At 64.4% G+C, this 14,389-nt stretch carries 16 protein-coding genes; 7 read left to right on the top strand and 9 right to left on the bottom strand.

The features are described from left to right. Positions 1 to 57 precede the first annotated feature (57 nt). Positions 58 to 774: an AzlC family ABC transporter permease gene (locus tag RTCK_RS01335; RefSeq protein ID WP_142591018.1), complete on the top strand. Its 717-nt coding sequence runs from the start codon at positions 58 to 60 to the stop codon at positions 772 to 774. A 1-nt stretch (position 775) separates the two neighbouring features. Then, positions 776 to 1,090 (top strand): AzlD family protein, encoded by a 315-nt coding sequence (locus RTCK_RS01340; protein ID WP_142591020.1) that lies wholly within the window; start codon positions 776 to 778, stop codon positions 1,088 to 1,090. A gap of 10 nt (positions 1,091 to 1,100) precedes the next feature. Here the strand turns inward: RTCK_RS01340 and RTCK_RS01345 are convergent, their stop codons facing one another. Continuing rightward, a complete protein-coding gene (locus tag RTCK_RS01345; protein WP_142591021.1) occupies positions 1,101 to 2,927 on the bottom strand; it encodes an aminopeptidase P family protein in 1,827 nt (608 codons plus the stop codon). A gap of 254 nt (positions 2,928 to 3,181) precedes the next feature. Between RTCK_RS01345 and RTCK_RS01350 the strand changes: the two genes are divergently transcribed. Continuing rightward, positions 3,182 to 3,355 (top strand): hypothetical protein, encoded by a 174-nt coding sequence (locus RTCK_RS01350; protein ID WP_185927866.1) that lies wholly within the window; start codon positions 3,182 to 3,184, stop codon positions 3,353 to 3,355. Between the two features lie 211 nt (positions 3,356 to 3,566). On the opposite strand, the gene RTCK_RS01355 is transcribed toward RTCK_RS01350, so the two are convergent. The 3 genes from RTCK_RS01355 to RTCK_RS01365 form a co-directional block, all read right to left on the bottom strand. Further along, positions 3,567 to 4,451: a 50S ribosomal protein L11 methyltransferase gene (locus RTCK_RS01355; RefSeq protein ID WP_142591024.1), complete on the bottom strand. Its 885-nt coding sequence runs from the start codon at positions 4,449 to 4,451 to the stop codon at positions 3,567 to 3,569. A gap of 71 nt (positions 4,452 to 4,522) precedes the next feature. Next, positions 4,523 to 5,122 carry an SCO family protein gene (locus tag RTCK_RS01360; RefSeq protein ID WP_142591026.1) on the bottom strand — a complete coding sequence of 200 codons (600 nt, stop codon included), beginning with the start codon at positions 5,120 to 5,122 and terminating at the stop codon, positions 4,523 to 4,525. A gap of 124 nt (positions 5,123 to 5,246) precedes the next feature. Next, complete coding sequence (locus RTCK_RS01365; RefSeq protein ID WP_185927867.1) at positions 5,247 to 5,405, bottom strand: hypothetical protein; 159 nt, start codon at positions 5,403 to 5,405, stop codon at positions 5,247 to 5,249. Positions 5,406 to 5,681: 276 nt separating this feature from the next. Here RTCK_RS01365 and RTCK_RS01370 point away from each other — a divergent pair, with 276 nt between their 5' ends. Continuing rightward, positions 5,682 to 6,149, top strand: coding sequence for a chemotaxis protein CheW (locus tag RTCK_RS01370; RefSeq protein ID WP_052638696.1), 468 nt, complete (start codon positions 5,682 to 5,684; stop codon positions 6,147 to 6,149). A gap of 152 nt (positions 6,150 to 6,301) precedes the next feature. Continuing rightward, on the top strand, positions 6,302 to 7,960 hold the full coding sequence (locus RTCK_RS01375; RefSeq protein WP_142591029.1) for an FAD-binding dehydrogenase: 1,659 nt from the start codon (positions 6,302 to 6,304) through the stop codon (positions 7,958 to 7,960). On the opposite strand, the gene RTCK_RS01380 is transcribed toward RTCK_RS01375, so the two are convergent. After that, positions 7,952 to 8,455: a CreA family protein gene (locus tag RTCK_RS01380; RefSeq protein WP_142591031.1), complete on the bottom strand. Its 504-nt coding sequence runs from the start codon at positions 8,453 to 8,455 to the stop codon at positions 7,952 to 7,954. The genes RTCK_RS01375 and RTCK_RS01380 overlap by 9 nt on opposite strands. Before the next feature lie 69 nt (positions 8,456 to 8,524). Further along, positions 8,525 to 9,115, bottom strand: coding sequence for a 3'-5' exonuclease (locus tag RTCK_RS01385; RefSeq protein ID WP_142591033.1), 591 nt, complete (start codon positions 9,113 to 9,115; stop codon positions 8,525 to 8,527). A 130-nt stretch (positions 9,116 to 9,245) separates the two neighbouring features. Here RTCK_RS01385 and RTCK_RS01390 point away from each other — a divergent pair, with 130 nt between their 5' ends. Together RTCK_RS01390 and RTCK_RS01395 are read left to right on the top strand one after the other, a co-directional pair. Then, the gene (locus RTCK_RS01390; protein WP_142591034.1) at positions 9,246 to 9,503 is read left to right on the top strand and encodes a type II toxin-antitoxin system Phd/YefM family antitoxin; all 258 of its coding nucleotides are present in this window, start codon (positions 9,246 to 9,248) and stop codon (positions 9,501 to 9,503) included. Beyond that, positions 9,500 to 9,943, top strand: a complete 444-nt coding sequence (locus RTCK_RS01395; protein ID WP_142591036.1) for a type II toxin-antitoxin system VapC family toxin — start codon at positions 9,500 to 9,502, stop codon at positions 9,941 to 9,943. Before RTCK_RS01390 ends, RTCK_RS01395 begins: the two co-directional genes overlap by 4 nt. Positions 9,944 to 9,946: 3 nt before the next feature. Here the strand turns inward: RTCK_RS01395 and ligA are convergent, their stop codons facing one another. The 3 genes from ligA to recN form a co-directional block, all read right to left on the bottom strand. Further along, positions 9,947 to 12,106, bottom strand: a complete 2,160-nt coding sequence (gene ligA, locus RTCK_RS01400; RefSeq protein WP_142591038.1) for an NAD-dependent DNA ligase LigA — start codon at positions 12,104 to 12,106, stop codon at positions 9,947 to 9,949. Positions 12,107 to 12,179: 73 nt separating this feature from the next. Next, complete coding sequence (locus tag RTCK_RS01405; RefSeq protein ID WP_142591040.1) at positions 12,180 to 12,707, bottom strand: DUF6886 family protein; 528 nt, start codon at positions 12,705 to 12,707, stop codon at positions 12,180 to 12,182. Positions 12,708 to 12,715: 8 nt separating this feature from the next. Further along, the gene (recN, locus tag RTCK_RS01410; protein ID WP_142591042.1) at positions 12,716 to 14,389 is read right to left on the bottom strand and encodes a DNA repair protein RecN; all 1,674 of its coding nucleotides are present in this window, start codon (positions 14,387 to 14,389) and stop codon (positions 12,716 to 12,718) included.

Genomic DNA, 14,389 nt, shown 5'->3' on the forward strand with positions numbered 1-14,389 from the left:
AATTGAATTGCGCGCTGCCCCGCCCACCCGTAAGGCTGGCGGCAAGCAGGAAATTCCATGAATCGCAGCGACGTAAAAGACGGCCTCAGGGGCGGCCTGATCATTGCCCTGTCCTCGGCTCCCTTCGGCGTCCTCTTCGGCGCCGTCGCCGTGGACAACGGCCTGAGCTTCCTCGAGACGCTGCTGATGAGCGCCACCGTCTATGCCGGCGCCAGCCAGTTGGTAGGGATCGAGCTCTTCGGGCAGCGCGTAGAGCCCTGGCTGGTGGTGCTTTCGATCTTCGCCGTCAACTTCCGGCACATCCTCTATTCGGCGGCACTCGCCAAATACATCCGCCACTACTCGCCGCTTCAGAAGTTCCTGGCCTTCTTCCTGCTCGTGGATCCTCAATTTGCCGAGGGCATCCGGCGGGGCGAAAGCGGCGAAGGCGTCAGCTTTTCCTGGTATCTCGGCTTCGGAACGGTGATCTACGTCAGTTGGAGCATTTCCACGATGATCGGCGCCTGGTTCGGCAAGATGATTGGCGATCCTACGGCCATCGGCATCGATATCCTGCTTCCGGTCTATTTCCTGGGCATGGTGCTCGCCTTCCGCAGCCGCTGGGGGTTCGTGCCGGTCGTGGCGGCGAGCGCCGCCGGTTCGGTCGCGGCCTATCACTTCGTCGGCTCACCCTGGCATGTCAGCCTCGGCGCCGCCGCCGGCATCCTCGTCGCGACGCTGCTGCCGCTGCAGGCAAAGAGTGAGCCCGACGCTGCCGTCGAGGCGGAGGGTTGAGATGGAGGCTTCTCTCGACACCGGAACGCTGTTCCTGATCCTCGCCGCCGCCGTCGCCACCTATCTCACGCGGGTCGGCGGTTATGTGCTGATCACGCGGATGAAGAGCATACCGCCCCGCGTGGAAGCGGCTCTCAACGCCGTTCCGGCGGCGGTCCTGACGACACTGGTGGCGCCGGCCTTCTTCACCGGCGGCTGGGACGTGAAGATCGCCATGCTGGTGGCGCTCGCGGTCGCACTGCGCTTCCCCGGCCTGGTCATGCTGGCGGCAGGCTGGGTGGCGGTGATGGTCTGCCGCCACCTCTTCGGGCTCTGACGCCGGCCGCTTACAGCGGCTCCGTCGCCCGAACCAGCCATTCGCGCACCTCGGCCTTCTCGATCAGCGGCATCAGCTTTTCGCGCGTTGCCGCGTGGTAGCCGTTCAGCCAGTCGCGCTCCTCGGCCGTCAGAAGCTCCGGAAGGACGAGGCGGCGGTCGATCGGGCACCATGTAAGCGTCTCGAAGGAGAGCATGGGGATGTCCCCGCCCTCGATCTCCTCCGCCTCCCGCACATGGATGAGGTTCTCGATACGGATGCCGTAATGGCCGGGCCGATAGTAGCCGGGCTCGTTGGAGAGGATCATGCCGGGCAGGAGCTCCTGCGTCGAAAGGCGTGCGATCCGCTGCGGGCCCTCGTGCACGGACAGGTAAGAGCCGACGCCATGGCCGGTGCCGTGGGCATAATCGCCGCCGGCCTTCCACAGCGCGATGCGCGCGAGTGGGTCCAGGTCGCAACCCCGTGTTCCCTTCGGAAAGCGCGCCGTGCTGATCGCGATCATCCCCTTCAGGACCAGGGTGAAGAAGCGCTTGCGGTCCTCCGGCACCTCTCCGATGGCAACGGTTCGCGTGATGTCGGTGGTGCCGTTGATATACTGGGCGCCGGAATCGATGAGGAAGAGCTCCCCCTCGTTCAACAGGCGGTCGCTCTCCGTCGTCACCCGGTAATGCATGATGGCCGCATGCTCCCCTGCCCCCGAGATGGTGTCGAAGGAGATGTCCCTGAGCGGGTTCTGCATCCGCTCGCCCACCCTGGTGCGGGCGGCCTCCAGCGCTTGGACAGTCCTGATCTCGCGGACGCTTCCGGCTGGCTGCTGATCCAGCCAGTGAAGGAACTCGACCACCGCAACTCCATCCTGCAGATGCGCCTTCGCGGAGCCTTCAAGCTCCGTGCGGTTCTTGCAGGCGCGCGGCAGCTTTGCGGGATCGGGCGCTTCCACCACTTTGCAGCCGGCGCTCTCGATCGCGCGCGAGAGCGCCAGCGGAGCGAGCTCCGGATCGAGCATCACCGGACCCTGGTCCGCGAATGCCTTCAGCCGCAAGAGGAAGTCCGCCGGCGGCCGCTGTTCTGCGAATTGCGTCAGGTAGGCCCGCACCTCGACATTCGTCTTCCGATCGTCGAGGAAGATTTCCGGCCTGCCCTCGGCCGGGACGATGGCCCGCGCCAGCGGATGCGGCGTGTGCGGCACATCCTGCCCGCGGATGTTGAAGATCCAGGCCACCGAGGAGGGATCGGTGATGACGACTGCGGCCGCCCCCTTCTCCTTCACCTTCTCGACAACCACCTCGATCTTGTCGGTTGCGAGCGTTCCGGCATGCTCCGCCTTCTGGATCGCCACCTGCCCCAGCGGCTCGGCCGGCCGATCCGTCCAGATGGCGTCAAGCGGGTTGGACGGCAGGAAGACCAGCGATCCGCCGATGTCGGCCAGTGCCTTTTCCAGCCGCCGCACCTCGGCCGCCGTGTGCAGCCAGGGATCGATACCGAGCCGGAAGCCCTTCACGGCATTGCGCGGCAACCAAAGATGTGGCGGCTCGTTGACGAGGTCGCCACCGGTGAAGACGGCAGGATCGACCTGCTCCTTCAGTTGCGTCGTATATCTGCCGTCCACGAAGACAACCGCCTGCGACTGTGTGACCAGCGCCACCCCTGCCGATCCGGTGAAGCCGGTGAGCCAGGAGAGGCGCTCGGCGGAGGCCGGCACGTACTCTCCCTGATATTCGTCGGCGCGCGGGACGAGGAAGCCGTCAATGCCATGCTCGGCGAAGCGGGCGCGGAGTGAGGCGACTCTTTCGCGGCCGAACTGCGGGGCGGATCTGTTGTCAAAGGACTGGAGCATGATGAATTCCGGGTGATCTCTGGAAACAAGGCGGGAGCCGGATACTAGCGGCGAAGCCCTGCCGCCGCCAGTCCGCCATGACGTTGCCCGACGATTGTGCATCTGCGAAGGTCGGATGAACGCCCGGTGCGCATCCTATGCACGAGGCGCATAACACCATTGATAAAGGACCTCTCACTGCCGGGCCTCGGAACGACTATATTCCCATCATCGAACGGGCGCCGAACAAGGCCCGTTGCCAAGGGATTACCGAAATGGCCAACTCCATCTTCCGCACTGCCTTCGAACGCGTGGTCGCAGCGCGTGAGCGCCAGGCCAGCCGCTATGTCAACAATGTTCTCATGAACCTGGACGACCAGACCCTGCGGGGCATGGGCACCAGCCGCGAAGAATTGCGCCGCAAGGGCGCGACCAGCTCCGTATTCTGATCCGTTACGGCCTCGACGGTTCCTCCTCCCCCGTCGCCGGCCTGATCAGAATGCGTTTCCCGCTCGAGCTTCTCCTCCCAGGCTCGCGGGATCGATCAGGTTCTCCTGATCGCAAGGCGGTACCGACCCGGTGCCGCCTTTTTCTTTGTCCAGACCCGCACGGCCAAATCTGTATTGCGTCCAGCGCAATGCTGCGATGCGGCAACAGACATCAAGCCTGACCGTGCCGCAGGTGGATGGTCACCCAGCCATTGCGCCAGAGGGTGCGGACATGGCGCAGGCGGACGCCGTTATAGGCGGCCAGCACCTTCCAGCGCTGCGCGGCGAGGATACCCGATAGGATCACGGAGCCGCCCGGGGAGAGATTGGCGGCAACCTGCGGCGCCATCCTCATCAGGGGACGGGCAAGGATGTTGGCGATGATCAGATCGAATGGCCCCTCCTCTGCGAAGGCGGGGGAATGGAAGCCGGGCGCCGTCACCAGCCGCAGGCCCGAAACGATCCCGTTGCGCCGGACGTTCTCCTTCGCCACACGGACCGCAACCGGATCGATATCGGTCGCAAGGATCGGAATGTTGCGGATCTTCCTGAGCCCGATCGCCAGAACGCCGCTGCCGGTGCCGAGATCGAGCGCCCTGCGGATCGGCCGCGAGCGGGCGACGGCGTCGATCATTTCGAGGCAGCCGGCGGTCGTTCCGTGGTGACCGGTCCCGAAGGCCTGGCCGGCGTCGATCTCGATCGCGATGTCGTTGACGCCGACCTTGTCGCGGTCGTGCGAGCCATGGACGAGGAAGCGCCCGGCGCGCACCGGCTTCAGTCCCTCGAGTGACCGGGCGATCCAGTCGACGTCGGGGATTACTTCCCTTTCGACGGCAGCATGCGGGTAGGCATGGGCGAGCCCTTCGACCATCCGCCGCCGGACCTCGTCCTCCTCCTCGGCCATCATGTAGACCGAGGCTTCCCAGATATCCCGCTTCTCGTCCACCTCGGTCGTTGCGAGGGCATAATCCTCTTCGCCGAAGACGTCCGAGAAAATGTCGAGGATGCGTTCGGCATCCTTCTCACTGGTGCTGACGTAGAGACGGATCTCGCTCAAGGGACGGTTCTTTCACGGTTGCGGTGCGGGACGGATGCCACAAAGGCCGCATCCCTTCAACCGGAAGCTGGTTAGCTCTTGACGAGGTTCTCGAGTTTCTTGACCGCCGTTTCAGGATTTTCGCCGTAGGAGATGGTCCCGGCGAAGCGGCCCTCCTTGTCGAGCAGGAAGACCGAGGCGGTGTGATCCATCGTATAATCGCCCGTCGGGTCCTTCTCGTCCAGCGGCACCTTCTTGAAATACACCTTGAAGCCCTTCGCCATCTCGACCACCTCCTCCGGCGGCCCGGAGATGCCGACGATCCGGTCGGTGACGTTGGAAATGTACTGACCGAGCAGTTCGGGCGAATCGCGCTCGGGATCGACGGTGACGAAATAGCCGGCAAGCTTACTTCCGTCAGGATCGACCTGCTGCATCCAGCCGTTCAGCTCGTAGAGCGTCGTCGGGCAGACTTCCGGGCAATGGGTGAAGCCGAAGAACAGCGCGGTCGGCTTCTGCCGGAACGCTTCCTCCGTGATCGGCTCGCCATTCTGAGCAACGAGTTCGAAGGGCACGCCGAAGGGACCTTCGGCGATCTGCTCCTTGTTGCGTGTGACCTCGAACGTGAGCCAGGCGAGAACTCCGCCGAGAACCAGGACGGCAGCCCAAAGAATGATGCGCAGCGTTTTCATGTGTTTCTCTCTTCATGCGGTCTGAAGCGAAGCCGCTCCCTCGATAGGCGAAAGGCCGCCACGCCGCAAATCATTAGCGGCTCGCCTCGCCGTGCGCGCTGATTTGTCTCAAACAAAACGAATTTCAGAGGCAGCCGGAAAGGCCGTTTTCCGCAAGCGTCAACAGTATGCTCGAGCCGAACCGCATCCAGCCGTAGAAGGCACCCGCGACGATCCCAGCCCCGCCGAGCATGGCAAGAGCAATGAGAGGCAGACGGTGCGGTGTGGGCGAAAGGGTGTCCATACCCCCAGTCTATTCGATGTCCGCGGCTCGCGGAAGGGGCCGGGCACAGGCCGGCATTAGCACAAGCTTAATATCTCTTCAGCACACTGCAGGGCGCGAAGGTGGATTCGCACGATAGCGCCGTCGTGATCGACATGGTGCGGCCGAAGCCACACGGACATGACGTCACCGAGATCATTCTCGTCTCCGCATCACGATCCGGACAATCACGGCAGCCTGAATGGCGGCATCCGCGGCCTCTACCGCGAAGCCCATTGGCAGGTGGGAGAAAAGAATATGAGCAACGCCATCAAGCAATCGGGAGCCTATCTCGAAATCGTCTCCTTCCATCTCGGAGATCAGGAATTCTGCATCGACATCATGGCGATCCGCGAAATCCGCGGCTGGGCGCCAGTAACGCCGATGCCGCATACCCCGCCCTATGTTCTCGGCCTCATCAACCTGCGTGGCGCCGTCATTCCCGTCATCGACATGGCCTGCCGCCTCGGCATGAAGATGACCGAGCCGTCCGAACGCTCGGCCATCATCGTCACCGACATTGCTGGCAAGCTGGTCGGCCTGCTGGTGGAGCAGGTCTCCGACATGATGACGATCCGCTCGGAAGACCTGCAGCCGGCGCCGGAGATTATTCCGGAAGCCCAGCGCGCCTTCTGCCGCGGCATCGTGGCCCTGGAAAAGACGATGGTCTGCTTCCTCAACCTCGATACGGTGATCGCCGACGAGCTGACCCGCGAAGCCGCCTGATCCCTTCTCTGACCGATCTTCCAAACGAGCCCACACCCGCGGGCTCGTTGCGTTTTGCGGGCCCCTTCTCGGAATTGACTTCGGCAGGCCCCCGTGGACCTATGGCGCTGCAGGTGGCGTGAGGTTGCCCGCTGCGATCGCGGGAGGAGTAGATGCAGGACAAGGCGGACGCCATCGTCGTGGGGGCGGGATTGTCGGGGCTGGTCGCGGCAACGGAACTAGCCGATGCGGGACGGCGCGTCATCGTCGTCGACCAGGAGCCGGAGCAGAACATCGGCGCCCAGGCCTTCTGGTCGCTCGGCGGCCTCTTTCTGATCGATTCGCCGGAACAGCGGCGCATGGGCATCCGCGACAGTTTCGAACTGGCCCGCCAGGACTGGTTCGGCTCCGCCGCCTTCGACCGTCCCGAGGACTACTGGCCGCGAGCCTGGGCGGAGGCCTATCTTGCCTTCGCCGCCGGCGAAAAGCGGGACTGGCTGCGCGCCATGGGCCATCGCTTCTTCCCGGTGGTCGGCTGGGCGGAGCGCGGCGGCTGGTCCGCCACCTCCCACGGCAATTCCGTTCCCCGCTTCCATATCACCTGGGGCACCGGTCCCGGCGTAGTCGAACCCTTCGAGCGGCGTGCCCGCGAGGCGGAACGGGACGGTAGGATCCGCTTCCTGTGGCGGCATCGCGTGGACCGACTGGTCGTCAGCAATGGCGTTGTAACGGGCATCGCCGGTTCGGTGCTGGAGCCGAGCAGCGCGCCGCGCGGAGCCGAGAGTTCCCGAACGGTCATCGGCGATTTCGAACTTAGCGCCCAGGCGGTGATCGTCGCCTCCGGCGGCATTGGCGGCGACCATGATCTCGTCCGCACGAACTGGCCGGCGCGGCTCGGTGTGGCGCCGAAGTTCATGGTGTCGGGCGTGCCGAAGCACGTGGACGGGCGGATGCTCGCCATCACCGAGGCCGCTGGCGGCCGGATCATCAATCGCGACCGCATGTGGCATTACACCGAAGGCCTGCGGAACTGGAACCCTGTCTGGCAGAACCACGGAATCCGCATCCTGCCCGGTCCCTCATCCCTGTGGTTTGATGCAACGGGCAAGCGCCTCCCTGCCCCGTTCTTCCCCGGATATGACACGCTCGGTACGTTGCAGCATATCCTTTCCACGGGCCATGACTACTCCTGGTTCATCCTCAACCAGTCGATCATCCGCAAGGAATTTGCCCTCTCCGGCTCCGAGCAGAACCCCGACCTCACCGGCCGCGACTGGCGGTTGACGGCACGGCGCGGGATCGGTCGGCGGGCAACGGGACCGGTGGAAGCTTTCAAGGAGAAGGGCGAGGATTTCGTCGTCGCCCGAAGCCTGGATGAACTGGTGCGCGGGATGAACCGCATCGCGGGCAGCGACCTGTTGAAGTTCGAGGAGATCGAGCGCGAAATCATCGCGCGCGACCGGCAGGTGGAGAACCCCTATGGCAAGGACCTGCAGGTGGCCGGCATCCACAATGCGCGCCGGTCGCTGGGCGACAGGCTGATCCGTACGGCCAGGCCGCACCGCATCCTCGACCCGGCGCACGGGCCGCTGATCGCCGTGAAGCTCAACATCCTGACTCGCAAGACGCTGGGCGGGCTGGAAATCGATCTTTCCGCACGAGTGCTCGGCAATGACGGGCAGCCTGTGCCCGGCTTGTACGCGGTGGGCGAAGCCGGCGGCTTCGGCGGCGGCGGCATGCATGGCTACCGGGCGCTCGAGGGGACCTTCCTCGGCGGCTGCCTCTTTTCCGGCCGCGTCGCCGGACGCGCGGCGGCGGCCGACCTAAGGTGAAGCGTCAGGCTTGCCGTTCATCCAGGTAACCTCTTCTCCGTAGAGCGGAACGGTCGAGATCGACATCTTGGCGGAGCCTTCGATCACCTGGCGGGAATGGGCGAGATAGACCAGCGTGTCGTTGGTCTTGTCGTAGATGCGCTTGACGAGCAGGTTCTTCCAGATCAGCGAGCGCCCCTGCCGGAACACTTCCTCTCCCCCGCGCGACAGGTCGATGTCGCCGATTTCGATCGGGCCGGTCTGGCGGCAGGAGATCGAGCTGTTGGAGGGATCCTCGAACCAGTTGCCCTGCTTCAGGCGATCGATGATTGAGCGGTCGAAATAGGTGACGTGGCAGGTGACTCCCTTCACCTGCGGATCGGCGACAGCTTCGACGATGATGTCGTTGCCGATCCAATCCACGCCTACCTCGCCGACCACCTCGGCAGAGGCGGCAGTGGCAAATAAGCCGGTGGCAAGGGCCACAGCGGACGCATAGGGGGCAGGTCGTCTCATGATCGGGCACTCCGGGAAGCCATATGGGATCAGAGATAAGTGCGCCGCCGCCCGTTGCAAGCAGTGGGCCTATTTGAGCCGGCAGGTGCACGGCGCGTATCCACCTTCGAACAGGCGTCCGACCTTCATGCCGATCATCGCCGGTATCTCGCCTACATGCCCCACACCGAGAGACTTCGCGATGGCGATCGCTGCACGGGCGCAGACGCTGGCATCCTCGGCGGCATTGTGATGGGCGAAAGTAAGCCCGAGATGCGCCGCCAGCGCATTCAGCCGGTGCGAGCCGAGATGCGGCCAGACCTTCTGCGACATCTTTACACTGCAGAGATAGGACAGTTCCGGATAGGCGCGGCCGTAGAGATCGAGGCAGGCGCGCCAAACTCTGAAGTCGAAGGCCGCGTTGTGCGCGATCATCGTCGCCTCGCGGAAATCCTCCGCGAATTCCTCCATCACCTGCGGAAACTCCGGCGCACCCTCGACATCTTCCGGACGGATGCCGTGAATGGCAATGTTGAAGGAAGAAAAGCGCATGTCATGCGGCCGGATCAGCCGCTCCTCGACCCGCACCACCTCGCCGTCCTCGATCCAGGCAAGTCCTACCGAGCAGGCGCTGCCGCGGGATTCGTTGGCGGTCTCGAAGTCGATGGCGATGGTTTTCAAGATCAATTCCTGTGTGGTCGCCATCTTCTACCGGCACGAATGCGATTCGGGAATAAACGGTATGCCTCCGCCATTGTGAAACAGGCACAGGCAAGCTAAACTGGTCACATATGACCATTCGGTGACGGTGATGTCGACAATCAGCCTTAAAGACGCCAAGGCAGGCTTCTCTTCGATCGTGGACAAAGCGAGCGCGGGCGAGTTCGTTACGATTACCCGGCACGGCAAGCCTGCCGCTGTTCTAGTCAGTGTGGACGCTGCAGAGGTTGCAAAGCGGGCGACCAAGCGAGCAAGGACAAGCTTCGCCGATCACTTGCTGTCCTTTCCCAAAGTTGAGGACAACATTTTCGAGCGGAATGCCTCGCCGTCGCGGGACGCGGAGCTTTGAGCGGCTTCCTCCTGGATACGAACGTCGTCTCCATGTCCTCGCCCACCCGTCCGGTAGATGAGGCTTTCGCGGAATGGCTACGGCAGCAGGAAAAGGCGGACCTGCTGTTCGTCTCGGTCGTTACGATCCACGAGATCACGAAGGGGATCGTCCTTCTTGAGCAGAAGGGAGCCACATCCAAGGCGGCCCATATCCGGGAGTGGCTGGATGTCCTCGTTGCCCAGTTCGATGATCGCATCCTCCCTTTCGATATTGCAGCGGCGGCACTGGCCGGAGAAATGGAAGCTCGTGCACTCTCGGCAGGACATCGATCAGGGATGGCAGACGCCATGATCGCCGCGACAGCCAAGCTGCACGGGCTGGTCGTGGTGACTCACAACATCCGGGATTTCCAAATCCTCCCTGTCGAGATCAGGGGACCGGAAAATCTTCGCGTCTGACCATCACCCGCCGATCAGCGCCAGCCACTCGTCCTCGTCCATCACCTGGACGCCGAGTTCGGCCGCCTTTGCCAGCTTGGAACCGGCACCGGGGCCGGCGACGACATAGTCGGTCTTCTTGGACACCGAGCCGGCGACCTTCGCGCCTAGGCTTTCGGCGCGAGCCTTGGCCTCGTCCCGCGTGAATTTCTCCAACGCGCCGGTGAAGACGACCGTCTTGCCAGCAACCGGGCTGCCACTTGTGGATATCTGCTCCACGGGCTGCGGCGTCACCTCCTGCAGCAGTCGGCTGATGACATCGACATTGCGCGGCTCCTTGAAGAACTCCACGATCGCGCGCGCCATCACCTCTCCGATGCCCTCGATGCTGTTCAGATGCTCCCACGCCTCGCCGGAGAAATCGGCCGCCTCCCGCATCGCGTCTTCAAACGCGTCGTAGGTTGCATAGGAGCGCGCCAGCAGCTTCGCAGTCGTTTCGCCCACATGGCGGATGCCGAGCGCATAGATGAAACGATGCAGTGCGATCGACCGCCGCTCGTCGATCGCATCGAAAAGCTTGCGCACGCTGACCTTGCCGAAGCCCTCGATGTTTTCAAGCTTCGTCAGCGGCGACGCCTCCTGCCGCCTCTTCAGCGTGAAGATATCGGGAGCGGTCTTGATGGACAGCGACGGATCCTGCACCTCAAAGAAGAAGTCGATCTGCTTGGCGCCCAGCCCCTCGATATCGAAGGCATTGCGCGAGACGAAATGCTTCAGGTGCTCGACCGCCTGCGCGCGGCAGACGAAGCCGCCCGTGCAGCGCGTTACCGAATCGAGCTTGCCGGTCTTCTCGTTCCTTTCCCGCACGGCGTGACTGCCACAAACGGGACACGTCTTCGGGAACTCGTAACGCACGGCCTCCGCCGGCCGCTTCTCCATGACCACGTCCAGCACCTGCGGGATGACGTCCCCTGCCCGCTGCACGATCACCGTGTCTCCGATGCGGATGTCGTGCACGTCGTCGCGGATGCGTTCGCCGGAATTGCCGATACCCTTGATGTAGTCCTCGTTGTGCAGCGTCGCGTTGGTGACGACGACGCCGCCGACCGTTACCGGCGTCAGCCGCGCGACCGGCGTCAGCGCGCCGGTGCGGCCCACCTGGATGTCGATGCGCTCGACGCGGGTAAAGGCCTGCTCTGCCGGGAACTTGTGGGCGGTCGCCCAGCGCGGCGAGCGGGAGCGGAAACCGAGCCGCTGCTGCAGGTCCAGCCGGTCCACCTTATAGACGACGCCGTCGATCTCGTAGTCGAGGTCGGGACGCTTCAGGCCGATTTCGGCATAGTGGGCGATGATCTCCTCGACGGAGGAGAGCCGCTTCATCAGCGGATTGACCGGAAAGCCCCATTCCCTGAATTTCTCGACCATGCCCATCTGCGTATCGGCCGGCATTTCCGAGATCTCGCCCCAGGCATAAGCGAAGAAGCGCAGGTTGCGGCTTGCCGTCACCTTGGCGTCGAGCTGGCGCAGCGACCCGGCGGCGGTGTTGCGGGGGTTCACGTAGGTCTGCTTGCCTTCCGCCCCCATCTTCTCGTTGAGCGCCAGGAAATCGCCCTTCGTCATGTAGACCTCGCCGCGCACTTCCACGACGGCCGGCACGCCCTCCGGAAGCCGGTTCGGGATTTCCCTGATGGTCAGGATATTGGCGGTGACGTTCTCGCCGGTCGTGCCGTCGCCCCGGGTGGCGGCATTGGCGAGCCGGCCGTTCTCGTAGCGGATCGACATGGACAGCCCGTCGATCTTCGGCTCGGCAGTGAACGCGATCGAGCCGTCCGGGAGCTTGCCGAGGAAGCGGTAGACGGAGTTCACGAAGTCCCGCACGTCCTCGTCCGAAAACGTGTTGTCGAGCGACAGCATCGGCCGGGAGTGGGTGATCGGCGCGAACGTGGGCAGCGGCGCGGCGCCCACCCGCAGCGATGGACTGTCGGCGCGACGCAGATGCGGGAAACGTTTCTCGATCGCGTCGTTGCGCCGCTTCAGGGCATCGTAGTCGGCATCCGAGATCTCCGGTGCGTCGTGGCTGTGGTAGAGCTCGTCGTGACGCGCGATCTCGGAGGCAAGGAAGGCCAGCTCGGCCGCCGCCTGCTCTTCGCTCAACGTTTCAACTGGTGTGTGCGCGTCCGCCATGAGAGTCACTCCGGAGATGGAGTCGCTTTTTTAGTGCAATTCCGGGAGATGGGAAGAGACGGATCAGTCGGCGCTAATTCCAGTCGGACGCATTGCGCAGGCGTATGCCGCTCGCATGGAGGCTGGTATTCCAAAGATCTTTCAGAGGTTTCAGGCTTTCGACGACACGAAGGTCCACGCCGCGGGGCACGAATTGCCGATCCAGTTGGGAAAGACCCAGCCTTCCAAGGGGAATGACCGGGTTGCGAGCTATCCACATTCCGGCGTCATCGACATCCTCAAACTCCTCCGGCGGCATATCGTAGCGATAGATCGATTGGGCTTCCAGCCGCTCCAGCCACCTCCTCTCGACATAGGCCGCAGCCCGCCAGCGGCCCAGCCAGGCCAGCCGGTCGTGCTCCGTCGAAAGAACCGTCGCCCAAACCAGGATACGCGGGCACTCCCGCGGAAAGAGGTACATGAAATCGTGCGCTTCATCGATCGCCCAGACGAGAGGACCATTTAGCCACTCCCGGCCCGCCGGACGCATGGATGGAACCCGGACCGGCCGCGGCTCGAAGAGCGCAATGGCTGGATCATCGCTGAAGTGGAAAAGCCGCATGGAGGCCGTCAGCCGCTTCCCGCCAGCAGGCGCGCGGCCGCCGCGCGAGCCTCGTCGGTCACGGATGCGCCGGCGAGCATGCGGGCGATTTCCTCCGTCCGGTGCTCCGGCGCCATGGTGGCGACGCGGGTGGCGATCTTCTCCGAGCCCTCACCTGCGGGACCCTTGGAGATCAGCAGGTGCGTGGCAGCGCGGGCGGCCACCTGCGGCGCATGGGTGACCGAGAGCACCTGCACCTTCTCCGACAGCCGCTTCAGCCGCTGGCCGATTGCATCCGCCACCGCCCCGCCGACGCCGGTATCGATTTCGTCGAAGACGAGCGTCGGCGCCGAGCCGCGATCGGCGAGCGCCACCTTGAGGGCGAGCAGGAAGCGGGAGAGCTCTCCGCCGGAGGCGACCTTCATGATCGGGCCGGGACGCGTACCGGGATTGGTCTGGACGTGGAACTCCACCGTGTCCATGCCTTCGGCGGTCGCCGCCTCCGGATCGCTCGCTACCTCCACCATGAAACGGGCGCGCTCCAGCTTGAGGGCCGGAAGCTCCGCCATCACCGCGTCCGCGAGCGATTTTGCGCCATGGCGCCGCTTCTCGGACAGCGCCCGCGCTGCGATGTCGTACGCAGCCTTGGCAGTCGCGGCCTGCGCTTCCAGCTGCCCGAGCTTCTCCTCGCCGGCATCGAGATCGGCAAGGTCGGCGACCATCTTTTCCGCCAGGGCCGGCAGGTCGGCGACGGCGACCGAATATTTTCGACCGGCGGCGCGTAGCGCGAAAAGGCGCTCCTCGACCCGCTCCAACTCACGCGGATCGAATTCCGTCTTCCTCAGCGCGGCCTCCACCTCCATCTGCGCGCTGGACAGGCTGTTCAGCGCCGCGTCGAGAAGCTCGACCGTCTCTTCCAGCAGGCCCGGCGCCTCATGGCTCTTGCGCTCCAGCCGCCGCACCATGGAGGCGATGAGCGGCACCGGCGAGGCGTGGCCGTTGAGAAAATCGGAGGCCTCCGAGATGTCCCCGGCGATGCGCTCGGCCTTCTGCATCTGCGAACGCCGCTCGGCAAGCTCGTCTTCCTCGCCGTCGCGTGGGCTCAAGGCCTCCAGTTCCTCGACGGAAGCGCGGATGTAATCGGCTTCCCGCGCGGCTGCCTCGACCTTGGCGCGGTGCGCCTTGAAGCTGCGCTCGGCGTCCTTCCAGGTGCGATAGAGACCGGCAACACCTTGTGCCTCCTCCGCAAGCCCGGCGAAGGCATCGAGAAGCGTACGGTGGGTGTTCGTGTCGGTGAGCGCCCGGTCGTCGTGCTGGCCGTGGATCTCCACCAGCACCTGGCCGATCTGCCGCATCAACTGGACGCTGACGGGCTGGTCGTTGATCGAGGCGCGGGTGCGCCCGTCGGCATTCTGGATTCGGCGGAAGATCAGGTCCCCGTCGTCATCGATGCCGTTGTCGCGGAGGATCCCGCGGACGGGATGCTGGGTGGGGACGTCGAAGACGGCCGTCACCTGCCCCTTCTCCTCGCCGTGGCGCACCAACCCGCCGTCGCCCCGCCCCCCGAGCGCCAGCGACAGGCTGTCGAGGAGGATGGACTTGCCGGCGCCCGTCTCGCCGGTCAGAACCGAAAGGCCGGATTCGAAGGCGAGATCCAGCCGCTCGATCAGGACGATATCGCGGATCGAAAGCTGGATCAGCAC

The organism is Pseudorhizobium endolithicum (assembly GCF_902153245.2).
Lineage (GTDB): Bacteria > Pseudomonadota > Alphaproteobacteria > Rhizobiales > Rhizobiaceae > Neorhizobium > Neorhizobium endolithicum.

Bases quoted from the DNA above. Each gene is read 5' to 3' on its own strand.
- RTCK_RS01335 (WP_142591018.1), top strand. From the start codon at position 58: ATGAATCGCAGCGACGTAAAAGACGGCCTCAGGGGCGGCCTGATCATT.
- RTCK_RS01340 (WP_142591020.1), top strand. From the start codon at position 776: ATGGAGGCTTCTCTCGACACCGGAACGCTGTTCCTGATCCTCGCCGCC.
- RTCK_RS01345 (WP_142591021.1), bottom strand. From the start codon at position 2,927: ATGCTCCAGTCCTTTGACAACAGATCCGCCCCGCAGTTCGGCCGCGAA.
- RTCK_RS01350 (WP_185927866.1), top strand. From the start codon at position 3,182: ATGGCCAACTCCATCTTCCGCACTGCCTTCGAACGCGTGGTCGCAGCG.
- RTCK_RS01360 (WP_142591026.1), bottom strand. From the start codon at position 5,122: ATGAAAACGCTGCGCATCATTCTTTGGGCTGCCGTCCTGGTTCTCGGC.
- RTCK_RS01365 (WP_185927867.1), bottom strand. From the start codon at position 5,405: ATGGACACCCTTTCGCCCACACCGCACCGTCTGCCTCTCATTGCTCTT.
- RTCK_RS01370 (WP_052638696.1), top strand. From the start codon at position 5,682: ATGAGCAACGCCATCAAGCAATCGGGAGCCTATCTCGAAATCGTCTCC.
- RTCK_RS01375 (WP_142591029.1), top strand. From the start codon at position 6,302: ATGCAGGACAAGGCGGACGCCATCGTCGTGGGGGCGGGATTGTCGGGG.
- RTCK_RS01380 (WP_142591031.1), bottom strand. From the start codon at position 8,455: ATGAGACGACCTGCCCCCTATGCGTCCGCTGTGGCCCTTGCCACCGGC.
- RTCK_RS01390 (WP_142591034.1), top strand. From the start codon at position 9,246: ATGTCGACAATCAGCCTTAAAGACGCCAAGGCAGGCTTCTCTTCGATC.
- ligA (WP_142591038.1), bottom strand. From the start codon at position 12,106: ATGGCGGACGCGCACACACCAGTTGAAACGTTGAGCGAAGAGCAGGCG.
- RTCK_RS01405 (WP_142591040.1), bottom strand. From the start codon at position 12,707: ATGCGGCTTTTCCACTTCAGCGATGATCCAGCCATTGCGCTCTTCGAG.